Below are 21,361 nucleotides of genomic sequence, written 5' to 3' on the forward strand. Positions count from 1 at the left end.
GGACGAACGGGTGTCGGTGGTGGTGTGCGGTCAGTGGCTTTCCCGGGCGTGCCGGGCGATCTGCCGCAGGGCGGCGGCGAAGTCCTCGGCCGCCCGGCGGACGGCCCCGGTGTCGTGCACGGCGGGCCGGTGGTGCCAGGTGAAGGCGAGGCGGCCGTGCTGGGCCGCGCCGACCACCTCCAGCGGGTGGGAGCCGCCGTCCCGGGGGTCGTGGTCCTGGCCGAAGGAGCCGAGTTCGGCGCGGACCAGGCCGTCGCCGGCGGTCTCGGGCCGGGCGTCCCACTGGCCGAGGTAGTTGAAGACGACCTGGCCGTGCCCGCCGGCGGCGAGGCGCTCGCGGACCTCGGGGGTGCCGAAGGTGCGCAGGGCGCCGAAGCCCAGGCCGTTGCCGGGCACCGCGCGCAGCTGCCGGCGCACGGACTTCACCAGGGCGCGCCAGTCGCGGTCCGGATCGGGCCGGTCGGGGTCGGGGACGTGGAAGGCGACGGGGTGGACGGTGGTGAACCAGCCGACCGTGCGGGACAGGTCGACGCCCTCCAGCAGGTCCTCCCGGCCGTGTCCCTCCAGGTCCAGGGCGATCCGCTGCTGTCCGCTCCAGCGGGCCAGGGCGAGGGCGAGCGCGGCGAGCAGCACGTCGTTGACCCGGGTGCGGTAGGCGGCGGGGGCGGCGCGCAGCAGTGACTCGGTGTCCGCCTCGTCGAGTTCGACGGTGACCGCGACGCTCTCGGCGCCGTCGCTCGCGACATCGTCGTCGGCGGTGTCGTCACTCGCGGCGCCGCCCGGGTCGGCCGGGCCGCCGGGCAGGGCCGTCCGGGCGCTCACCGCCTCCTCCCAGTACGGGAGTTCGTGGTCCAGGCCGCCGTCGGCGACGTGGCCGGCGAGCCGGTGCGCCCAGTCCCGGAAGGAGGTGCCGCGCTCCCCCAGGGTGATCGCCCCGCCGCGGACGGCCTGCCGGTGGGCGCTCTCCAGGTCGTCGCGCAGCACCCGCCAGGAGACGGCGTCGACGACCAGGTGGTGGGCGACCAGGAGCAGCAGGGCGGGGTGCTCCGGGTGGCCGGTGAACAGGGCGGCGCGCAGCAGCGGGCCGTGGGCCAGGTCGAAGCCGGCGTGGAGTTCGTCGGCGGCCTTGGCCATGGCCGCGTCGGCGGCCTCGGCGCTCTGCCCGGTCAGGTCGTAGCGGATCAGGAGGTCCTCGGCGGGGGCGGGCGGCGGGTTGAACTGGTGCCAGCCGGCCTCGTCGCGGGTGAAGCGCATGCGCAGCGCGTCGTGGTGTTCCAGCAGGGCGTCGAGGGCGGCGCGCAGTGCCGTCGGGTCGGGGTCGGCGCCGAGTTCGAGCAGGGTGGACTGGTTGAAGTGGTGGTGGGCGGCGCGCGGGGTGGTCAGGAACCACTCCTGGATGGGGGTGAGCGGCAGGCCGCCGGTCACCGGGCCGTCGTCCGCGCGTTCGGTGGCGGTGCGCACGACGGTGGCGAGTTCGGCCACGGTCTGGTGGCTGAACAGGTCCCGGGTGGCCAGGTGGAGGCCGTCGCGGCGCAGCCGGGACACCACCTGCATGCTGAGGATGGAGTCGCCGCCGAGCAGGAAGAAGTTGTCGTCGGCGCCGACCTCGTCGAGGCCGAGGACGTCGGCCCAGATCCGGGCGATCCGGCGTTCGAGGTCGGTCTCCGGCGCCCGGCCCGGGCCGGCGGTGGCGTGGGCGGGCCCGGGGTCGGGCAGGGCCCGGCGGTCGAGTTTGCCGTTGGGGGTGAGCGGCAGGGCGGCCAGCGGGACGAAGGCCGCGGGGACCAGGTGGGGAGGCAGGGTTTCGGCCAGGTGGAGCCGGAGTTCGAGGGCTGGCGCGCCCGCGGTGGCGTCGGTCGGGACGACGTAGCCGACGAGCCGTCCGCCGCCGGGGCCGTCGGCGCGGACGGTGACGACGGCGTCGCGCACCAGGGGGCTGCGGCGCAGGGCGCTCTCGATCTCCCCGGGTTCGATGCGGAAGCCGCGCAGCTTGATCTGTTCGTCGGCGCGGCCGGCGAACCGGAGTTGGCCGTCGGCGTCGCGGCGGGCGAGGTCCCCGGTGCGGTACATCCGGTCGCCGGGGGCGCCGTACGGGTCGGGCAGGAAGCGCTGGGCGGTGAGGCCGGGGCGGCCGAGGTAGCCGCGGGCGAGGCCGGGGCCGGCCAGGTGGAGCTCCCCGGTGACGCCGGGCGGCACCGGCCGCAGGGCGGTGTCCAGGACGTACGCGCGGGTGGCGCCGCTGGGCCGGCCGATCGCGGGGGTGCCGGGGCCGGGGGTGAGCGGGCCGGTCCAGCTGGCGACGACGGTGGCCTCGGTCGGACCGTAGGAGTTGATCATCCGTCGGCCGGGCGCCCAGCGGTCGACCAGTTCGGCCGGGCAGGCCTCGGCCCCGACCACCAGGGTGCGCAGGTCGGGCAGGGCGGCGGCGGTCGCGGGTTCCACGGTGGCCAGGGCCGCCGGGGGGATCAGGGTGTGGCTGATCCGGCGGGCGGCGAGGACCTCGGCGAGCCGTTCGCCGACCAGCGGTCCTTCCTCGCCGGTGACCAGGGCGGCCCCGGAGAGCAGGGAGATGCACAGTTCCAGCACGGAGGCGTCGAAGCTGGGCGAGGCGAACTGGAGCACCCGGTCGCCGGGGCCGACGGCGTACTGCTCGGCGGCGGCGGCCGCGAAGACGGCGAGGCCGGCGTGGGTCACCAGGACGCCCTTGGGGGTGCCGGTGGAGCCGGAGGTGTAGATGACGTAGGCCGGGTGGGCGGGGGTGAGGGCGGTGGTGCGGTCGGCGTCGGTGGGTGCGGTGTCCGGGCCTTCGGCGGTCCAGACCCCGTCCGGGTCGTCGAGCACCAGGTGGGCGGCGGCGTCGCGGATCATGAACGCGCGCCGGGGCGCCGGGTAGTCCGGGTCGACCGGGAGGAAGGCGCCGCCGGCCTTGGCGACGGCGAGCTGGGCGACCACCATGGCCGCCGAGCGGGGCAGTGCGAGGGCGACCAGCCGCTCGGGCCCGACGCCGCGCCGGATGAGGTGGTGGGCCAGCCGGTTGGCGGCCCGGTCCAGTTCGGCGTAGCCGAGTTCGCGCTCGCCGTCGAGCAGGGCGGGTGCGTCGGGGGTGGCGGCGGCCCGGCGCTCGAACAGCTCGGGCAGGGTGGCTTCGGGCACCGGGCGGAAGGTGCCGCCGGTCTCGGCGGGCGGCGTGTCCGGTCCGGCCAGCGGCAGCGCGCCGACGGCGCGGGCCGGGTCCTGGGCGACGGCGGTCAGCAGGGTGGCGAGCTGGCCGGCCATCCGCTCGACGGTGGCCGGGTCGAACAGGTCGGTGTTGTAGGTGAGCAGGCCGTGCAGCGCGCCGCTCCCGGTCTCGACGAACTCCAGCACCAGTTCGAAGGCCGTCCGTACGGCGTCGGGCTCGATGCCGGTCACGTCGAGGCCCGGCAGGTCGGGTTCGGCGGACGGCGCGTTCTGGAGCACCACGTGGACCTGGAAGAGCGGGCTGCGGCTGGTGTCGCGCACCGGCTGGACCTCGTCGACCACCTTCTCGAAGGGCACGTCCTGGTGGGCGAAGGCGTCCAGGACGGTCTGCCGCACCTCGCCGAGGAGGGCGTCGAAGGACTGGCCGGGTTCCACCCGGGAGCGCAGCACCAGGGTGTTGACGAAGAATCCGACCAGCTGCTGGATCTCGGGCCGGTGCCGGCCGGAGGTGATGGTGCCGACGGTGATGTCGGTGTCCCCGCAGAGCCGGGCCAGGTAGGCCTGGGACGCGGCGACCAGGGTGGTGAACAGGGTGGCGCCGCGCTCCCGGCCGACCTCGGCCATCCGGCGGGCGGTGTCGGCGGGCAGCTCCAGGCGGACGGTGGCGGCGTTGGCGGCGTTGGCGGTGCGCACCGCGGGCCGGGGCCGGTCGGTGGGCAGCCGCGGCGGTACCACGCCGGTCAGTTGGCGCTTCCAGTAGGCGAGCTGTTCCCCGCTGGGGGCCCCTTCGGTGCGCTGCCAGTGGGCGTAGTCGGCGTACTGCACCGGCAGTGGCGCCAACTCGGCTTCCGTGGAGTCGAGTTCGGCACGGTAGAGGTGGGCGAGGTCGGTGAGCAGCACGCCGGTGGACCAGCCGTCGGTGACCATGTGGTGCAGGGTCAGCGCCAGCACGTGTTCGTGGTCGGCCAGCCGGGCCAGGGTGGCGCGCAGCAGGGGTCCGCGGCGCAGGTCGAAGGGGCGGGCGCGTTCGGCGGCGAGCAGGTCGCGCAGGGCCTGCGGCCGTTCGTCGGCGGGCCGGCCGGAGAGGTCGTGCAGCGGCAGCGGGACGACGTGCGGCGGGTTGACCAGTTGGACGCCGTGGCCGTCGACGCTGTCGAAGGTGGTGCGCAGCGACTCGTGCCGGGCCGTCAGGGCGTCCAGGGCCGCGCCGAGGGCGCCGGGGTCGAGGGTGCCGCGCAGCCGCAGCGCGAGCGCGACGTTCTCGGCGACGCCGGGGGTGAACTCCTCCAGGAACCAGAGGCGTTGCTGGGCGTGGGACATCGGGGCCGCGCCCGTGCGGGGCACCGGGACGACGGGCGGGCGGGCCGGGGTGCCGGACGCCTCGGTGAGCAGCCGGGCCAGGCCGGCCGGGGTGGGGTGGTCGAAGACCGCGCGGGGGCCGAGGTCGGCGCCGAAGGCCTCGGCGAGGCGGGCGGCGAGCCGGATGCTGAGGATGGAGTCGCCGCCCAGTGCGAAGAAGTCCTCGTCCGTGCCGGGCGGGCGGATGCCGAGGACCTCGGCGAAGACCTCGGCGGTGCGGTGTTCGGCGGCGGTGCGCGGTTCGACGCGGGCGCGGCGCCCGTGGCCGGGCCGCTCCTCGGGCGCCGGGAGGGCGGCGCGGTCGACCTTGCCGTTGCGGCTCAGCGGGAGGGCGGGGAGCGGGACGACGGCGGCCGGGACGAGGTAGTCGGGCAGGGTGCGGGCGGCGAAGGCCCGCAGTTCCTCGGGGTCGACGGCGCCTACCGGGTAGGCGACCAGCCGGCGGGCGCCGGGCCGGTCCTCCCGGACGACCACGGCGACGTCGGTGACCTTCGGGTGGGCGGCGAGGGCGGCCTCCACCTCGCCGGGCTCGACCCGGAAGCCGCGGATCTTCACCTGGTCGTCGGCGCGGCCGAGGAACTCGACGGTGCCGTCGGGGCGGCGCCGGGCGAGGTCCCCGGTGCGGTACATCCGGGCGCCGGGCGGGCCGGAGGGGTCGGCGAGGAAACGGGCGGCGGTGGCGCCGGGGCGGCCGAGGTAGCCGCGGGCCAGGCCCTCGCCGGCCAGGTAGAGCTCGCCCGCGCAGCCCGGCGGGACGGGCCGCAGCCGGCCGTCCAGGACGTGCACCCGCCGGTCGTCCAGCGGGCGGCCGATCGGGACGGTGTCGGGTACGGCCGCGGCGTCCGGGAGGGCGTGGGCGGTGGCGAAGGTGGTGGTCTCGGTGGGGCCGTAGCCGTCCGTGACGGTCAGTCCGGGGCAGGCCGCCAGGACGCGGCGCACGGCGGCGGCGGGCACCACGTCGCCGCCGGTCCACAGGGCCCGCAGGCCGGTGAAGCAGTCCGGCGCGTCCTGGGCGAGCAGCCGGAACAGTCCGGCGGTGAGCCACAGCGCCGTCGGTCCGTCCGGTCCGGCGAGGCGGCGCAGCAGTGCGGCGTCCACCGGGCCGGCGGGGGCGACGAGCACGCAGCCGCCGTTCAGCAGCGGCGCCCACACCTCGAAGGTGGCGGCGTCGAAGGCGACCGGCGAGTGCAGCAGCACCCGGGCGCAGCTGCCGTCGGTGAAGCGGCTGTCGGTGGCGAGCGAGGCCACGTCGCGGTGCCGGACGGCGACGGCCTTGGGTTCGCCGGTGGAGCCGGAGGTGTACATCACGTACGCCAGCCGGTCGGGGTCGGCGGGCGGAAGGTGCGGGGCGGCCTCACCGGTCCGTGCGGCGGCGACCTGTTCGGCGGTCAGCCGGTGGGCGGCGCCGGCCCGGTCGAGCAGGGCGCGGCGGCGCTCCTCGGGGGCGCGAAGGTCGACGGGCAGGTAGGCGCCGCCCGCCTTGAGGACGGCCAGTTGGGCGACGACGAGTTCGGTGCCGCGGTCCAGTGCCAGCGCCACCCGGTCCTCGGGGGCCAGGCCGTCGGCGAGCAGCCGGGCGGCCAGCCGGTCGGACCAGTCGTCGAGCCCGCGGTACGTCAGTTCCCGCTCGCCGTCGCGCACGGCGGGGGCGTCGGGGGTGCGGCGGGCCTGCTCGGCGAAGATCCCCAGCGGGCTGCGCGGCACCGGCGGGCGGGCGGTGGCGTGCCAGGCGGCCAGCAGTTCGCGGTCGGCCGCGGTGAGCGGGTCCAGCGCGGCGAGGTCGCCGTCCAGGCCGTCGGCGAGGGCGGTCAGCAGCAGGGCGAGGCGGTCGGCGGCGTCCCGGACGGTGCCGTCGTCGAACAGGGCGGGGTCGTAGGCCAGGTCGAAGGCGAGCTGCCCGCTGAGGTGGGCGCGCAGGCACCAGGGGAAGGTGGTGGCGTCGTCGGCGCGCACCTCGACCACCCGCACGCCGGTGCGGTCCGCGGCCGACTCGTCGACGGGGTAGTTCTCGAACACCAGCATGCTGTCGAACAGCGGTTCCCCGGCGGGCAGTTCGCTCAGCGCCTGGATCCGGGGCAGCGCCAGGTGGTCGTGGCGGCGGCCGTCGCTCTGCCGGTCCTGGAGGTCCCGCAGCCAGGGCAGCACGCCGCCGGTCACGGGCGGGCGGACCCGGGCCGGCACGGTGTTGATGAACAGGCCGATCATCGTCTCGACGCCGGGCAGTTCGGCCGGCCGCCCGGAGACGGTGGTGCCGAAGACGACGTCCGCGGTGCCGCCGTAGCGGGCCAGCAGCAGCGCCCAGGCCCCCTCGACCACGGTGTTGACGGTCAGTCCGGCGGCGGCGGCGTTCTCCCGCAGCCGGGCGGAGAGCGCCTCGTCGAGGGCGCGGTGGACGGCGGCGGTGGCCCGGGCCCGGTGCGCTCCGGCGGGCCGGCGGTCGTAGGGCAGCGCGGTCCGTTCGGTGAACCCGGCCAGGGCGCCGCTCCAGTGCTCCTCGGCGGCCTGTTCGTCCTGCTCGCGCAGCCAGGCCAGGAAGTCCGCGAACGGGCGCCGGACCGGGCGGGGCGCCTGCGGTCCACCGGTGAGCGCGGCGTACTCCTCGCACACCTCGGTGAGCAGCTGTCCGGTGCTCCAGCCGTCCAGGATCACGTGGTGGGTGGACCAGAGCAGCAGCACCTCCTCGCCGGGCAGCGCGGCCAGGGCCAGCCGGCTGAGCGGCGCGGTGCCCAGGTCCAGCCCGGCGGCCCGCTCCTCGGCGAGCAGCCGTTCGGTCCCCTGGGCGCGCTGTTCGGCCGTCAGCGCGCGCCAGTCCAGGTGGCGGACGGGCAGGGCGGCTCGGCGCGCGACCAGTTGGACGGGGTGCGGCAGGCCGCGCCAGTGCATGGAGGTGCGCAGCGCCGGGGTGCGGTCGGCGACCTGCTGCCAGGCCGCGGCGAAGGCCGCCGGGTCGGCGACGCCGGCCAGCCGTACGGCGATCCGGTCCACGTAGGCGCCGTCCTCGTCGACCAGGCCGTGGAAGAGCATGCCGGACTGCAGGGGGGTGAGCGGCAGCACGTCCTCGGTGTCGCGGCCGTCGCCGACCAGGGTGTCCAGCCGCTCCTGGTCGAGGCCGGCCAGCGGGAAGTCGGACGGGGTGCGGCCGCCGGCGCCGGGGCTCGCGCAGTGCTCGGCCAGCTCGCGCAGCGCCTGGAGGGTCTGCTCGGCGAGGGCGCGGACGGTGGCCTCGTCGTAGCGGGCCGCGGGGTAGGTCCAGCCCAGTTCGAGCCGGCCGTCCTGGACCGCCCCGATGACGTCCAGCAGGTGGGGGCGGGGCTCGTCGGGGTCGGTGTCCCGTCCGGCCGGGGGCAGCGAGCCGCGCAGCAGCCCGTCGGCGGCGGCGCTGCGGCTGTCCCACTGGCCGTGGTAGTTGAAGCCGATCAGCGGCGCGGCCGCGTCGGCCGGCAGGGCGGACGGGTGCAGGTGGCGCAGGGCGCCGTGGCTGAGTCCGCGCAGCGGGACGGCGCGCAGCTGCTCCTTGACCGAGCGCAGGGTGTCGTGCCAGCCGGCCCCGGGGTCGACGTGCAGGGCGAGCGGGAACTCGGCGGTGAACCAGCCGACCGTCCGGGAGAGGTCCTGGTCGGCGAAGAGGTCCTCGCGGCCGTGGCCCTCCACCCCGATCAGCACCGAGTCGCGGCCGCACCAGCGGGCCAGGGTGCGGCCCAGCGCGCTGAGCAGGACGTCGTTGACCTGGGTGCGGTAGACCTCCGGGACGTGCCGCAGCAGCGCCTCGGTGGTCCGCTCGTCCAGGGTGACGGTGACGGTGGCGGCGGTGCCGTGGGTGTTGGGGCCGGGCCGCCCCTCGGGCAGCCCGGCCGGGGCCTCGCCGGTGCGGGTCCAGTACGCGCTGTCGCCGTCCAGGGCGCCGGAGCGGGTGTGCCGCTCCAGCCGGGCGGCCCAGCGGGTGCAGGAGGTGCCCGGCTCGGGCAGCCGGACGGGTGCGCCGGTGCGGGCGGCGCGGTAGGCCGCTTCGAGGTCGGCGAGCAGGATGCGCCAGGAGACGCCGTCGACGGCCAGGTGGTGGATCGTCAGGACGAGCTGGCCGGCCCGGTCGGCGCCGTCGTCGAAGAACAGGGCGCGCAGCATCCGGCCCTCGACCGGGTCGAGGGAGCGCTGCGCCTCGTCGGCGGCGCGCTGCACCTGCGCTTCCGCCGTGGCCGGGTGGTGGGTGAAGACGCCGTCCGGTGCCTGCTCCAGGACCTCCTGGTGCCAGCCGGTTCCGCCCCGGCGGAAGCGGGTGCGCAGCGCCGGGTGGTGCTCCGCCAGGGCGAGCACCGCGGTCCGCAGGGCGGCCGGGTCGGTGCCCGGGGCCAGGGCCAGCCGCTGGGTCATGGTGAAGCGCAGCGCCTCGCCCTCCCGGCGGCCGTCGAGGTACCAGTGCTGGATCGGGGTGAGCGGCGCCTCGGCGGGCTCGGCCTCGTCCGCCTCCGCCCGTACCGACGACTCACCGGCGCACAGGGCGAGTTCGGCGACGTTCTGGTAGCGGAAGACGTCCTTGGTGGTGAGGGCGAGGCCGGCGGCGCGGGCCCGGGAGACGATCTGGATGCTGAGGATGGAGTCGCCGCCGAGGGCGAAGAAGTTGTCCCGGGCGCCGACCCGTTCCACGCCCAGCACCTCGGCCCAGATCGCGGCGAGCCGCTGCTCGGTGCCGGGGCGCGGGGCGACGTACGGGGTGGTGCGGTCCGGCTGGGCGGGCGGGGCGGGCAGGGCCCGCCGGTCGGTCTTGCCGCTGACGGTGCGCGGGACGCGGGCCAGCGGGACGAACGCGGTGGGCACCAGGTGGTCGGGCAGGGTGCGGCGCAGCCAGGCCCGCAGTTCCTCGGCGGGCGGCACCCGGTCGCCGGCCGGCACCGGGTAGCCGACCAGCAGGGTCCGGCCGCCCTGTTCGCGGGCGGCGACGGCGCAGTCCGCGAGGTCGGGGTGGGTCAGCAGGGCGGCCTCCACCTCGCCGGGCTCGATCCGGAAGCCGCGGATCTTGACCTGCTCGTCGGCCCGGCCGAGGAACTCCAGCTGTCCTTCGGCGTCCCAGCGGGCCAGGTCGCCGGTGCGGTACATCCGGGTGCCGGGGGCGCCGAACGGGTCGGCGAGGAAGCGGCCGGCGGTCAGCCCGGGCCGGTTCAGGTAGCCGCGGGCGACCTGTTCCCCGGCCAGGTACAGCTCCCCGGGCATCCCCGGCGGCACCGGGCGCAGCGCGCCGTCGAGCACGTGGGCGGTGACGCCGCGGCCCGGCCGGCCGATCACCGGGCGCCCGGGGTGGTCCGCGCAGCGGGCGTAGGCGGCGTCGACGGTGCACTCGGTGGGCCCGTACAGGTTGTAGGTGCTGATGCCGTACTCGGCCTGGGCCGCGCACAGGTCCCGCCAGGTGGCGGCGGGGATCGCCTCGCCGCCGAGCTGCAGCAGCCGGGGGTGGTGGGGGGCGGGGGCGAACAGTCCGGCGGTGGTGAGTTCGCGCAGCAGGGAGGGGGTGACGTTGACGACGTCGAGCCGCTGGTCGACGATCCGGGCGAGGAAGGCCTGCGGGTCCAGCCGGACGTCCTCGTCGATCAGGTGGAGTTCCTGGCCGGAGACCAGCAGCAGCGGGCCCTCCCAGCTGGTGTCGAAGGAGAGGGAGGCGCTGAGGGCGACCTTCAGCCGGCTGCCGTCGGCGGTGTGCGGGGCGAGCATCCCCTCCCGGTGGTCGCGGCAGAGGTTGACCAGCTGGCGGTGCTCGACGACCACGCCCTTGGGGCGGCCGGTGGAGCCGGAGGTGTGGATCAGGTAGGCGGCGTGCCCGGGCAGCAGCGGGGCGGTCCGTTCGGCGTCGGTGAGGTCGTGGCCGGGCAGGGCCTCCCACGGCACCTCGCGCAGGGTGTGCTCGGTCAGCACCGTGCGCGGCCGGGTGTCGTCGAGCAGCAGGGCGGCCCGCTCCTCGGGCAGGTCCGGGTCGACGAACTGGAGGACGGCGCCGGCCTTGAGCACCGCGAACAGCGCCACCAGCAGGTCGGAGGTGCGCGGCAGCCGGACGGCGACCACCTGCTCCGGGCCGGCGCCGAGGGCGGCCAGGTGGCGGGCGAGGCGGTTGGCCCGGGTGTTGAGCGCGGCGAAGTCCAGGGTGGCGTCGCGGGCGACCAGCGCGGTGGCGTCCGGGGTGCGGGCGGCCTGCTCCTCGAACAGGGCGGTGAAGGTGGTGTCGGGCCCGGGCAGCGGCTCGCCGCGCCCCTGCCGCAGGACCCGCTCCCGCTCCTGCCCGGTCATCAGCGGCAGCGCCCCGACGGCCGTGTCGGGCGCGTCGGCGGCGGCCGCCAGCAGGGTGGTCAGCCGGTCGGCGAGCTGCCGGGCGGTGCGGGCGTCGAAGAGCCCGGTGCTGTACTCCAGGTAGCCGGTCAGGCCGCCGTCGTGCTCGGCGAAGTCGAAGGAGAGGTCGAAGGTGGCGTTGCGGACGGGCGGGGTGAGGGGTTCCACCGTCAGGCCGGGCAGCCGGGGCGCCTCGGCGCCGAGGTTGTGCAGCGCCACCATCACCTGGAACAGCGGGGTGCGGCTGGTGTCGCGCTCCGGCTGGAGGACGTCCACCAGCCGTTCGAAGGGCACCTCCTGGTGGGCCATGGCGTCCAGGACGGTGGCCTGCGCGGCGGTCAGCAGCTCGTGGAAGGACAGCTCGGGGCGGATGTCGCCGCGCAGCACCAGGGTGTTGACGAACATGCCGACCACGTCGTGGAGTTCGCCCTGTTCGCGGCCGGAGGTGACGGTGCCGACGGCGATGTCCGTCTGCCCGGTCCAGCGGGCCAGCAGCACCTGGCAGGCGGCCAGCAGGACGGTGTAGAGGGTGCCGTCGGCCGCCCGGCCGCGCTCGCGCAGCCGGGCGGTCAGCTCGGCGGGCAGGGTGAAGGTGACCAGCGCGCCCTCCCGGGTGCGCACCGCCGGGCGCGGCCGGTCGGTGGGCAGCTCCAGCGGGGCCAGGCCGTCCAGGGTCCGGCGCCAGTGGTCGAGGTCGGCCTCGGCGGCGGCGGTGCGGGTGCGCTGCCAGGCCGCGTAGTCGGTGTACCGGACGGGCGGCTCGGGCAGCCGCGGGCGGCGGCCTTCGAGGGCGGCGGCGTACAGCTCGCCGAGGTCGCGGCCGAGCACGCCCATCGACCAGCCGTCGGTGGCGATGTGGTGCACCGCCAGGGCGAGGACGTGCTCGTCGGCGGCGGTGCGCAGCAGGCGGGCGCGCAGCACCGGGCCGGCTTCGAGGTCGAAGGGGGTGGCGGCGATCCGCTCCAGGCGGGCGTCCAGGTCGGCCGGCGGGACGTCCTCGCGGGGCAGTTCGACGGGGTGGGGCGGGCGCACCACCTGCCGGGCCCGGCCGTCCCGTTCGGCGTAGGTGGTCCGCAGTGCCTCGTGCCGCTCGACCAGGGCGTCCAGGGCGCCGCCGAGCGCGGCCCGGTCGAGGGCGCCGCGCAGCCGCAGGACGGACAGCGAGGTGTACTCGGTGCTGCCGGGCTCGAAGCGGTCGAGGAACCAGAGCCGCTGCTGGGCGTAGGAGAGCGGCAGTTCGCTGCCCGGGTCGGCGGCGGGAACGACGGCCGGGACGGCGGTCCGCGCGGCGCCCGGGCCCGGCTCGCCGAGCGCCCCGGCGAGGTCGGCGAGCACGGGGTGGGTGAACAGCAGCCGGGGCGAGAGGTCGGCGGAGCCGAAGGCGGCGCGCAGCCGGGCGGTGACCCGCACGGCGAGGATGGAGTCGCCGCCGAGGGCGAAGAAGTCGTCCTCGGCGCCGATCGGGCCGGCGTCCAGGACCTCCGTCCAGGCCCGGGCGACCAGCCGCTCGGCGGGGGTGCGGGGGGCGGTGCGCTCGCGGCCGGCGGCGTAGCCGTCCGGTCCGGGCGCCGGCAGGGCGCGCCGGTCGAGCTTGCCGTTGGGGGTGAGCGGCAGGGCGGTCAGCGGCACGTAGGCGGCGGGCACCAGGTAGGCGGGCAGCAGCCGTTCCAGGTGGGCGCGCAGCTCGGCGGCGCCCGGGGGCCGCAGCGGGTCCGCGCCGACGACGTGGGCGACCAGCCGGCGGGTGCCGGCGGCGTCCTCGTGGACGCCGACGGTGGCCAGGCCCACGCCGGGGTGGGTCTGGAGGGCGGCCTCGATCTCGCCGGGTTCGATCCGGTAGCCGCGGATCTTGACCTGCTGGTCGGCGCGGCCCAGGTAGCGCAGGGTGCCGTCGGCCTGCCAGCGGGCCCGGTCGCCGGTGCGGTACATCCGGGTGCCGGGGGCGCCGAACGGGTCGGCGAGGAAGCGGCCGGCGGTCAGCCCGGGCCGGTTGAGGTAGCCGCGGGCCAACCCCTCGCCCGCCACGTACAGTTCGCCGACCGCGCCCGGGGGCAGCGGGGCCAGGTCGTCGTCGAGCACGTACAGCCGCAGGTCGGCGATGCCGGTGCCGATCGGGCCGGGGCCGCCGGCGGTGGCGGTGGCGAGGTCCAGCGCGGTGTGGGTGACGTGCACGGTGGTCTCGGTGATGCCGTACATGTTCACCAGGCGCGGCGCGTCCTCGGGGTGGCGCCGGTACCAGTCGGCGAGCCGGGTGACGTCCAGCGCCTCGCCGCCGAAGACCACCGTGCGCAGCGCCAGCCGGGCGGAGACCTCCGGGAGCCGGGCGTCGGCGCGGGCCAGCTGGTGGAAGGCGGACGGGGTCTGGTTGAGGACGGTGACCCGCTCGTCGGCGAGCAGCCGCAGGAAGTCCTCCGGGGAGCGGGCGGTGTCCTCGGGCACCACCACCAGCCGGCCGCCGTGCAGCAGCGGGCCCCACAGCTCCCAGACCGAGAAGTCGAAGGTGTAGGAGTGGAAGAGCGTCCAGACGTCCTCGGCGCCGAAGCCGAACAGCTCCCGGGTCCGCTCGAAGAGCCGTACCACGTTGGCGTGCGGCACCACGACGCCCTTGGGACGGCCGGTGGAGCCGGAGGTGTAGATGGCGTAGGCGGGGCTGTCGGGCAGCGGGCGGTGGCCGGAGCCTCCCCGCGGGCCGAGCGGGCCGGCCGGGCGCCGGGCCAGGTCGGCGCGCACTCCGGGGTCGGCCAGGGCGAGGACGGGCACGTCGACGCCGGTCGGCCCGTCCGGGGCCTCCAGCGTCTCCGGGGTCTCCCGCGTCTCCGGGCTCTCCGGGGCCTCCATGGTCACCAGGGCCACCGGGGCGGCGTCGCGCAGCAGTTCGGCTCTGCGTTCGGCGGGCAGGCCCGGGTCGAGCGGCAGGTAGGCCGCGCCGGTCTTGAGGACGGCGAGGACGGCCACCACCAGCTCGGCGGTGCGGGGCAGCGCGAGGGCGACGTACCGCTCGGGGCCGGCGCCGAACTCGGCCAGCCGGTGGGCGAGCCGGTCGGCCCGGGCGTCCAGTTCGGCGTAGTCGAGGTGCTCCTCGCCGCAGGTCACGGCCTCGGCGTCCGGGGTGCGGGCGGCCTGCTCCTCGAAGAGCTCGACCAGGCTGCGCCCGGGTCGGCCCTGCGCGGTGCCGTTCCAGTCGACCAGCAGCCGGCGCCGCTCCTCGGCGGTGGTCCAGGCCAGCGCGCGCAGCGGGCGGTCCAGTCCGGCGGCCAGCTCGGTGAGCAGCAGGCAGAGCCGCTCGGCGAGGGCGCGCACGGTCGCCGCGTCGAACAGGCCGGGGTCGTAGGCGAGGTCGAAGCCGACCTGCCCGCCCTGGTAGGCGCGCAGCACCAGCGGGAAGCTGGTGGCGTCCCGGGAGGAGACCTCGGCCAGGCGCACCCCGGTGCCGGCGGCCCGGGCGTCGTCGAAGGGGTAGTTCTCGAAGGCGACGATGCTGTCGAACAGCGCGCTGCCGGACGGGACGTCGCTGTAGCCGGTGAGTTCGGCGAGCGAGACCGCCGAGTGCCGGCGGGCCTCGGCCTGGTCGTCCTGGAGTTCCCGCAGCCAGTGGGCGGCGGTGCGGGCGCCGTCCACCCGGACCCGGGTGGGCAGGGTGTTGATGAACATGCCGATCATCGACTCGACGCCGGGCAGTTCCTCGGGCCGGCCGGAGACGGTGGTGCCGAACAGTACGTCCGGTTCGCCGCTGCAGCGGGAGAGCAGCAGCGCCCAGGCGCCCTGGACCACGGTGCCCAGGGTCAGCCCGGCGTGGCGGGCGGTGCGGGCGAGCCGCTCGGAGACCTCCTCGGACAGGGCGGCGCTGTGGCTGCCGGCCGAGCGGGCCCGGTGGGCCTCGTGCCGCACCCGGTCGGCGGGCAGCGGGGTGGCGGTGGCGAAGCCGTCCAGGACGGACCGCCAGTGGGCGCGGGCGGCCCCGGCGTCCTGCCCGGCGAGCCAGTGGACGTAGTCGGCGAAAGGCCGGCGCACCGCCGGGGCGGGCGCCGCGCCGGTGGTGAGCGCCGCGTACTCGGCGAACACGTCGGTGAGCACCTGGGCGAGGCTCCAGCCGTCCAGGATCAGGTGGTGGGAGGTCCACAGCAGCTGGACCCGGGCCTCGGGCAGCCGGACCAGGGTGAGCCGGGTGAGCGGGGCGGTGGCGATGTCCAGGCCGAGGGCGAGGTCCTCGGCGCGCAGCCGGGCCAGCCGTTCGGCGCGCTCGGCCGGGTCGGCGGCCCGCAGGTCCAGGTGGGTCACCGGCAGCCGGACGCCCCGGCGCACCACCTGGAGCGGGGCGGGGACGCCCTCCCAGACCACCGAGGTGCGCAGCGCGGGCGTGCGGTCGGCGACCCGCTGCCAGGCCAGGGCGAGGGCGTGCGGGTCGGCGACGCCCTCCAGCAGCAGGGCGGCCTGGTCCAGGTAGACGTCGTCCTCGCCGCCGACCAGGCGGTGGAAGAGCATGCCCTCCTGGAGCGGGGTGAGCGGCAGCAGGTCCGTCACGTCCCGGCCGTCGCCGACCAGCCGGTCCAGCGTCTCCTGGTCGAGCCCGGCGAGCGGGAAGTCGGAGGGGGTGCGGCCGCCGGCGCCGGGGCTCGCGCAGTGCTCGACGATGGCGCCCAGGGCGGTGGTCACGGCCTCGGCCAGCCGCCGGACGGTGTCGGCCTCGTGGACCACGTCGCTGTAGTGCCAGGTGAGTTCGAGTTCGCCGTCGGCGACCACGGCGGAGACGTCGAGCAGGTGGGCCGGCGGCTCGTCCGGGGCGAGGTCCGGGCCGGGGGCCGGCCCGGCGGGGGCGAAGTCGCCGGCCTCGGGGGCGGTCCACTGGCCGTGGTAGTTGAAGCAGACCTGCGGCAGCGGGACGTCCCTCAGGGCCCCGGCGCCCTCGGCGGGCGAGCCGAGCCGGGCGAGGGCCTCGTAGCCCAGGCCGCGGCGGGGCACGGCCCGCAGCCGCTCCTTGACCTGCTTGAGGGTGGCGGCCCAGTCGGGGGCGTCGGCGGGGCCGGCCGGGGCGAGGGTGACGGGGTACTGGGTGGTGAACCAGCCGACGGTGCGGGACAGGTCGAGGTCGTCGAAGAGGTCCTCGCGGCCGTGGCCCTCCAGGGCGACGGTGACCCGCCCGGTGCCGGTCCAGTCGGCGAGGGCCCGGCCCAGGGCGCTGAGCAGCACGTCGTTGACCTGGGTGCGGTAGACCTCGGGGACCTTGCGCAGCAGCGCCCCGGTGGTGGCCCGGTCGAGCCGGCTGCGCAGGGTGCGCACCGAGCCGGCCGTGGGGGTGCCGGGCAGGTCGACGGGCAGCGGCTCGGCGGGGGCGGCGGTCTCGGCGCTCCAGTACGGCAGGTCGGCGTCCAGGCCGCCGGCCCGGACGAGTGCGGCGAGCCGGTGGGCCCAGTCGGTGAACGCGGTGGGCTCGGGCGCGGGCTCGGGGGTGGCGCCCGCGGCGGCCCGCCGGTAGGCCTCGGGCAGCTCGGCGAGCAGCACCCGCCAGGAGACGCTGTCCACGGCGAGGTGGTGGGCGGTCAGGAAGAGCTGGGGCCGCTCCCCGTCGGCGGGGCGGAACAGGACGGCGCGCAGCAGGGCGCCGGTGGCCGGGTCCAGTTCGGCGCGGGCGGCCTCGGCGGCCGCGGTCCGGTCCGCGCCCGGGTCGAGGGCGGTCAGCGGTCCCGCGGCGTCGGCGACCGGTTCCTGGCGCCAGCCGGCCCCGGTGCGGGTGAAGCGGGTGCGCAGCGCGGGGTGGGCGGCCACCAGGACGGTCAGTGCCCGTTCCAGGGCCGGTTCGTCCAGGTCGTGCGGCAGGTCGAGCAGCATCGACATGGTGAAGTGGCGCAGCGGACCGTGGGCGGCGAAGAACCACTCCTGGACGGGGGTGAGCGGGGCGGGCCCCTCCTCCCGGTGCCGCTCGACGGCGGCCCCGGCGCCGGCGGTGCGGGCGGCGGCGGCCAGGTCGGCGACGGTCTGGTGGCGGAAGACGTCCTGGGAGCCGATCCGCAGGCCTTCGGCGCGGGCCCGGGAGACGGCCTGGATGCTCAGGATCGAGTCGCCGCCGAGTTCGAAGAAGTTGTCGGTGACGCCGACCCTGGGCACGCCGAGCACCTCGGCCCAGATGGCGGCGAGGGTCTCCTCCTCCGGGGTCCGCGGGGCGACGAACTCCCCTTCCCGGGCCTCGGTCTCGGGGGCGGGCAGGGCGCGGCGGTCGAGCTTGCCGCTGGTGCCGAGCGGCAGCGCGTCGAGCACGGTGAAGGAGGACGGCACCAGGTGGTCGGGCAGCACCCGGCGCAGGGCGGCGCGCAGTTCGGCGAAGGGGCGGACGGCGCCGTCGGCGAACACCAGGTAGGCGGCCAGCCGGTTCTGTCCGTGGGCGTCGGGGACGGCGACCACGGCGGCCGCGGCGACCTCCGGCAGGTCGAGCAGGGCGGCCTCGATCTCGCCGGGTTCGATCCGGTGGCCGCGCACCTTGACCTGGTCGTCGGCGCGCCCGAGGTACTCCAGGCGCCCGTCGGCGGTCCAGCGGGCCAGGTCGCCGGTGCGGTACATCCGGCTGCCGGGCGGCCCGTACGGGTCGGCGGTGAAGCGGGCGGCGGTCAGGCCGGGGCGGCCGGCGTAGCCGCGGGCGACCTGTTCGCCGGCCAGGTGGAGTTCGCCGCTCACCCCGGGCGGCACCGGCCGGAGCCGCCCGTCCAGGACGTAGGCGCGGACGTTGGGCAGCGGGCGGCCCACCAGCGGCCGGTCCCCGCCGTCGATCCGGCAGGCGAGCGCGTCGACGGTGCACTCGGTGGGGCCGTAGTAGTTGTAGGCGGCCGTCCCGGGGCGGGCGGCGAGTTCGCGCCAGAGCCGGGGGGCGACCGCCTCGCCGCCGAGCATCAGTACCCGGGGGCGGTGGCGGGGGTCGTCGAGCAGCCCGGCGGGCAGCAGTTGGCGCAGGTAGGAGGGGGTGAGGTCGAGGAAGTCGATCCGGTGGCGCACGACGTACTCGACCAGGGCGGCCGGGTCCATCCGGGTGGTCTCGTCGACCAGGTGCAGCGGGTGGCCGTCGGCCAGCAGCAGCAGGCCCTCCAGCGAGGTGTCGAAGGAGAGGGAGGCGGTCAGCGCGACGTTCAGCGGCCCGCCGCCGGCGTCGGCGACGAAGCCGGCCCGGTGGGCGGCGAGCAGGTGGGCCAGGGCGCGGTGCGGGACGGTGACGCCCTTGGGGCGGCCGGTGGAGCCGGAGGTGTAGAGCACGTACGCGGTGGTCGAGAGGTCCGGCGGGGCGAGCGGGCCGGTGGCGCCGGTGTCGTCGCCGGTGTCCGGGTCACCGGGGTCGGTGTCCGCCAGGGCGCGCAGGGTCTCCTCGTCCAGCAGCAGGGCCGGGCGGGCGTCCTGAAGCAGGTACTGGACGCGCTCCTCGGGCAGCGCCGGGTCCAGCGGCAGGTAGCCGGCGCCGGACTTCCAGACCGCGAGGACGGCCACCACCAGGTCGGCGGTGCGCGGCAGCCGCAGCGCGACCAGCCGTTCGGGGCCGGCGCCGCGGGCGATCAGGTGGCGGGCGAGCCGTTCGGCGCGGGCGTCGAGGGTCGCGTAGTCGAGCCGCTCCTCCCCGGCGACCAGGGCGAGGGCGTGCGGGGTGAGGGCGGCCCGGCGGCGGAACAGTTCGGGGTGGCTCACGGCTTCGACGGGCAGCGCGGTGGCGTTCCAGTCCCGGGTGACCCGCTCGGTCTCCCGCGCGGAGAGCAGCGGCAGGGTGGCGAGCGGGCGGTCCGGTTCGGCGGCGGCGCCCTCCAGCAGCCGCAGCAGCTGGTCGGCCGTCCGGCGGGCGGTGGGGGCGTCGAAGAGGTCGGCCCGGTACTCCAGGACGCCGGTGAGCGCCTCGCCGTCGGGGACGAACTCGACGCTGAGGTCGAAGGTGGCGGCCTGCCGGGGCACGGTGACCGGGGCGGTGGCGAGTCCGTGCGGGTCACCGGCCGCGGCCGGGGCGGGGTGCAGCAGCACCAGCACGTCGAACAGCGGGTTGCGGCCGGCCTCGCGGGGCGCGCCGACCGCCTCGACGATCCGCTCGAACGGCGTGTCGCCGTGGGCGAGGGCGTCGTTGCCGGTGGCGGTGGCGGCCGCGAGCAGCTCGCGGAAGGAGGCGTCGGGCGCCACCCGGGTGCGCAGGACCACCGTGTTGACGAAGCAGCCGACGGCCCGTTCCAGCTCGGTGCGGGTGCGGCCGGCCATCAGGGAGCCGACGGTGACGTCCTCCTGGCCGGACCAGCGGGCCAGCAGCGCCTGGGTGCCGGCCACCAGCGCGGTGTTGAGGGTGCCCTGCCGTTCGGCGGCGAGTTCGCGCAGCCGGGCGGTGAGCGGCGCGGGGACGGTGAAGGTGTGCAGGGCGCCGGGGCCGGCCTCCTCGCCGCGCCGGGGGTGGTCCAGCGGCAGGTCCGGCGGCACCGCGCCGGCCAGCTTCTCCTTCCAGTGGGCGAGTTGCTTCTCCAGCCGGTCGCCGGAGAGCTGCTCGCGCTGCCACACCGCGAAGTCGGGGTACTGGGCGGCGACCTCGGGCAGCCCGGGTTCGGCGCCGCGGGCCAGGGCGTCGTAGGCGGTGCACAGTTCGTCCAGGACGACGCCCATGGACCAGCCGTCGGTGACGATGTGGTGGGCGGTCAGCTGCAGCACGTGGGCGTGCGGCGACTCGGCCACCAGCAGGGCGCGCAGCAGCGGCCCGCGGGCGAGGTCGAAGGGCCGGGAGTACTCCTGGAGCAGGACGGCGTCCAGGCTCTCGCCGTCGGCCGGTGTGCGGACCGGCAGGTCGACCGGCCCGGCCGGCAGGACGGTCTGCACCGGCCGGCCGTCGCTCTCCGCGAAGGTGGTGCGCAGCGCCTCGTGGCGCGCCACCACGGCGGTCAGCGCCGCGGCGAGGGCCGCGCGGTCCAGCGCGCCGGTGAACCGCAGGGCGACGGCGCTGTTGTAGCGCGGGTCGCCGGGGCGCAGCCGGTCCAGGAACCAGAGCCGCTGCTGGACGAAGGAGGGCGGCAGCGGCCGGCTGCGGTCGGCGCGCGGGATGGCCCGGTCGGCGGCGGCCTGCGCGGTGCCGGCCCGGCCGGCCAGCCGCCGGCGCAGGGCCTCGCGCAGGTCGGCGGGCAGGGCGGCGGCGCGGTCTCGCTTCGAAGTCGTCATGGTCGGCTCCTCACCGTTCGTCGTCGTCGGGGCGGCCGGAGGCGGCGGCTTCGTCGGGTCCGCCCAGGGCGGCGGCTTCGAGTTCGCTGAGCACCAGGTCCTCGACCAGGTCCGCCAGGGCGGCCACGGTGCGGGAGACCAGCACGTCGCGGGGGGTGAGCGTGACGCCGAAGGCGTCGTTGGCCCGGGAGGCGATCAGCAGGGCGCGCACGGAGTCGCCGCCGAGCTGGAAGAAGTCGTCGGTGGCGCCGACATCGGTGTGCAGGGTCTCGGCCCAGATCTCCGCCACCGCCTCCTCGGTGGGGGTGCGGGGTGCGACCCGCTCGGCCGGGCCGGTCTCCTCCGGCCCGGGGGCGGGCAGGGCGGCGCGGTCGGTCTTGCCGCTCGCGGTGAGCGGGAAGCGCTCCAGCACCGCGAAGGCGGTGGGGACCATGGGGCCGGGCAGCGAGCGGGCGGCCAGGGCGCGCAGTTCGGCGCCGGTGGGCGGTTCGGCGCCGGGGGCGGCCAGCAGGTGGGCGACCAGCCGGGGCAGCCCGGGCTCGTCCTCCCGGATGCTCACCACGGCGTCCAGTACGGCCGGGTGGCGCGTCAGCACGGCCTCCACCTCGCCCGCCTCGATCCGGTGGCCGCGCAGTTTGAGCTGGTGGTCGGTGCGGCCCAGGTAGTGCAGTTCGCCGTGGCGGTCGCGGCGCACCAGGTCCCCGGTGCGGTACATCCGGCCGCCGGGCGGGCCGTACGGGTCGGCGGTGAAGCGGGCGGCGGTCAGGCCGGGGCGGCCGAGGTAGCCGCGGGCGAGGGCCGGTCCGCTGAGCCACAGTTCGCCGGGGACGCCGTCGGGCACCGGTCGCAGCCGGGCGTCCAGGACGTACGCGCCGGTGGCGGGCAGCGGGCGGCCGATCGGCGGGGCGGCGCCGTCCGCGGTCAGCGGCGCGGACCAGGTGGCGACCACGGTGGCCTCGGTGGGGCCGTAGGAGTTGACCATCCGGTGGTGCGGGGCCCAGCGGGCGACCAGGTCGGCGCCGCAGGCCTCGGCCCCGACGATCAGCGTCCTGAGGTCGGGCAGGCTGCCGGGGGTGTCGGCCGGCAGGGTGGCCAGGGCGGCGGGCGGCAGCAGGGTGTGGGTGATCCGCTCCGCCCGCAGCAGCCCGGCCAGCCGGTCGCCGAGCAGGGGGCCGGGCTCGGGCACCACCAGCCGGGCGCCGTGCGGCAGGGCCAGGCACAGTTCGAGCACCGAGGCGTCGAAGCTGGGGGTGGCGAAGGCGAGCACCCGGTCCCCCGGGGCGGCCCGGTAGTGCGCGGCCTCGGCGGCGGCGAAGGCCGCGAGCCCGCGGTGGGTGACGACGACGCCCTTGGGGGTGCCCGT

The 21,361-nt window shown here is 77.1% G+C and carries 2 protein-coding genes (1 of these 2 cut by a window edge); both read right to left on the reverse strand.

All coding sequences use genetic code 11. From position 1 onward, the window contains the following. Positions 1-30: 30 nt before the first annotated feature. A complete protein-coding gene (locus tag ACFVGO_RS08005; protein ID WP_380631100.1) occupies positions 31-19,998 on the reverse strand; it encodes a non-ribosomal peptide synthase/polyketide synthase in 19,968 nt (6,655 codons plus the stop codon). A gap of 10 nt (positions 19,999-20,008) precedes the next feature. After that, on the reverse strand, positions 20,009-21,361 hold the end of the coding sequence (locus ACFVGO_RS08010; protein ID WP_380631101.1) for a non-ribosomal peptide synthase/polyketide synthase. 16,362 nt of this gene lie beyond the right edge of the window; 1,353 of the gene's 17,715 nt are visible here — the last part of the coding sequence; the start codon falls outside the window, past its right edge; it ends in the stop codon at positions 20,009-20,011.

It is taken from the genome of Kitasatospora sp. NPDC057738 (genome assembly GCF_042798815.1).
GTDB lineage: Bacteria > Actinomycetota > Actinomycetes > Streptomycetales > Streptomycetaceae > Kitasatospora > Kitasatospora lactacystinica.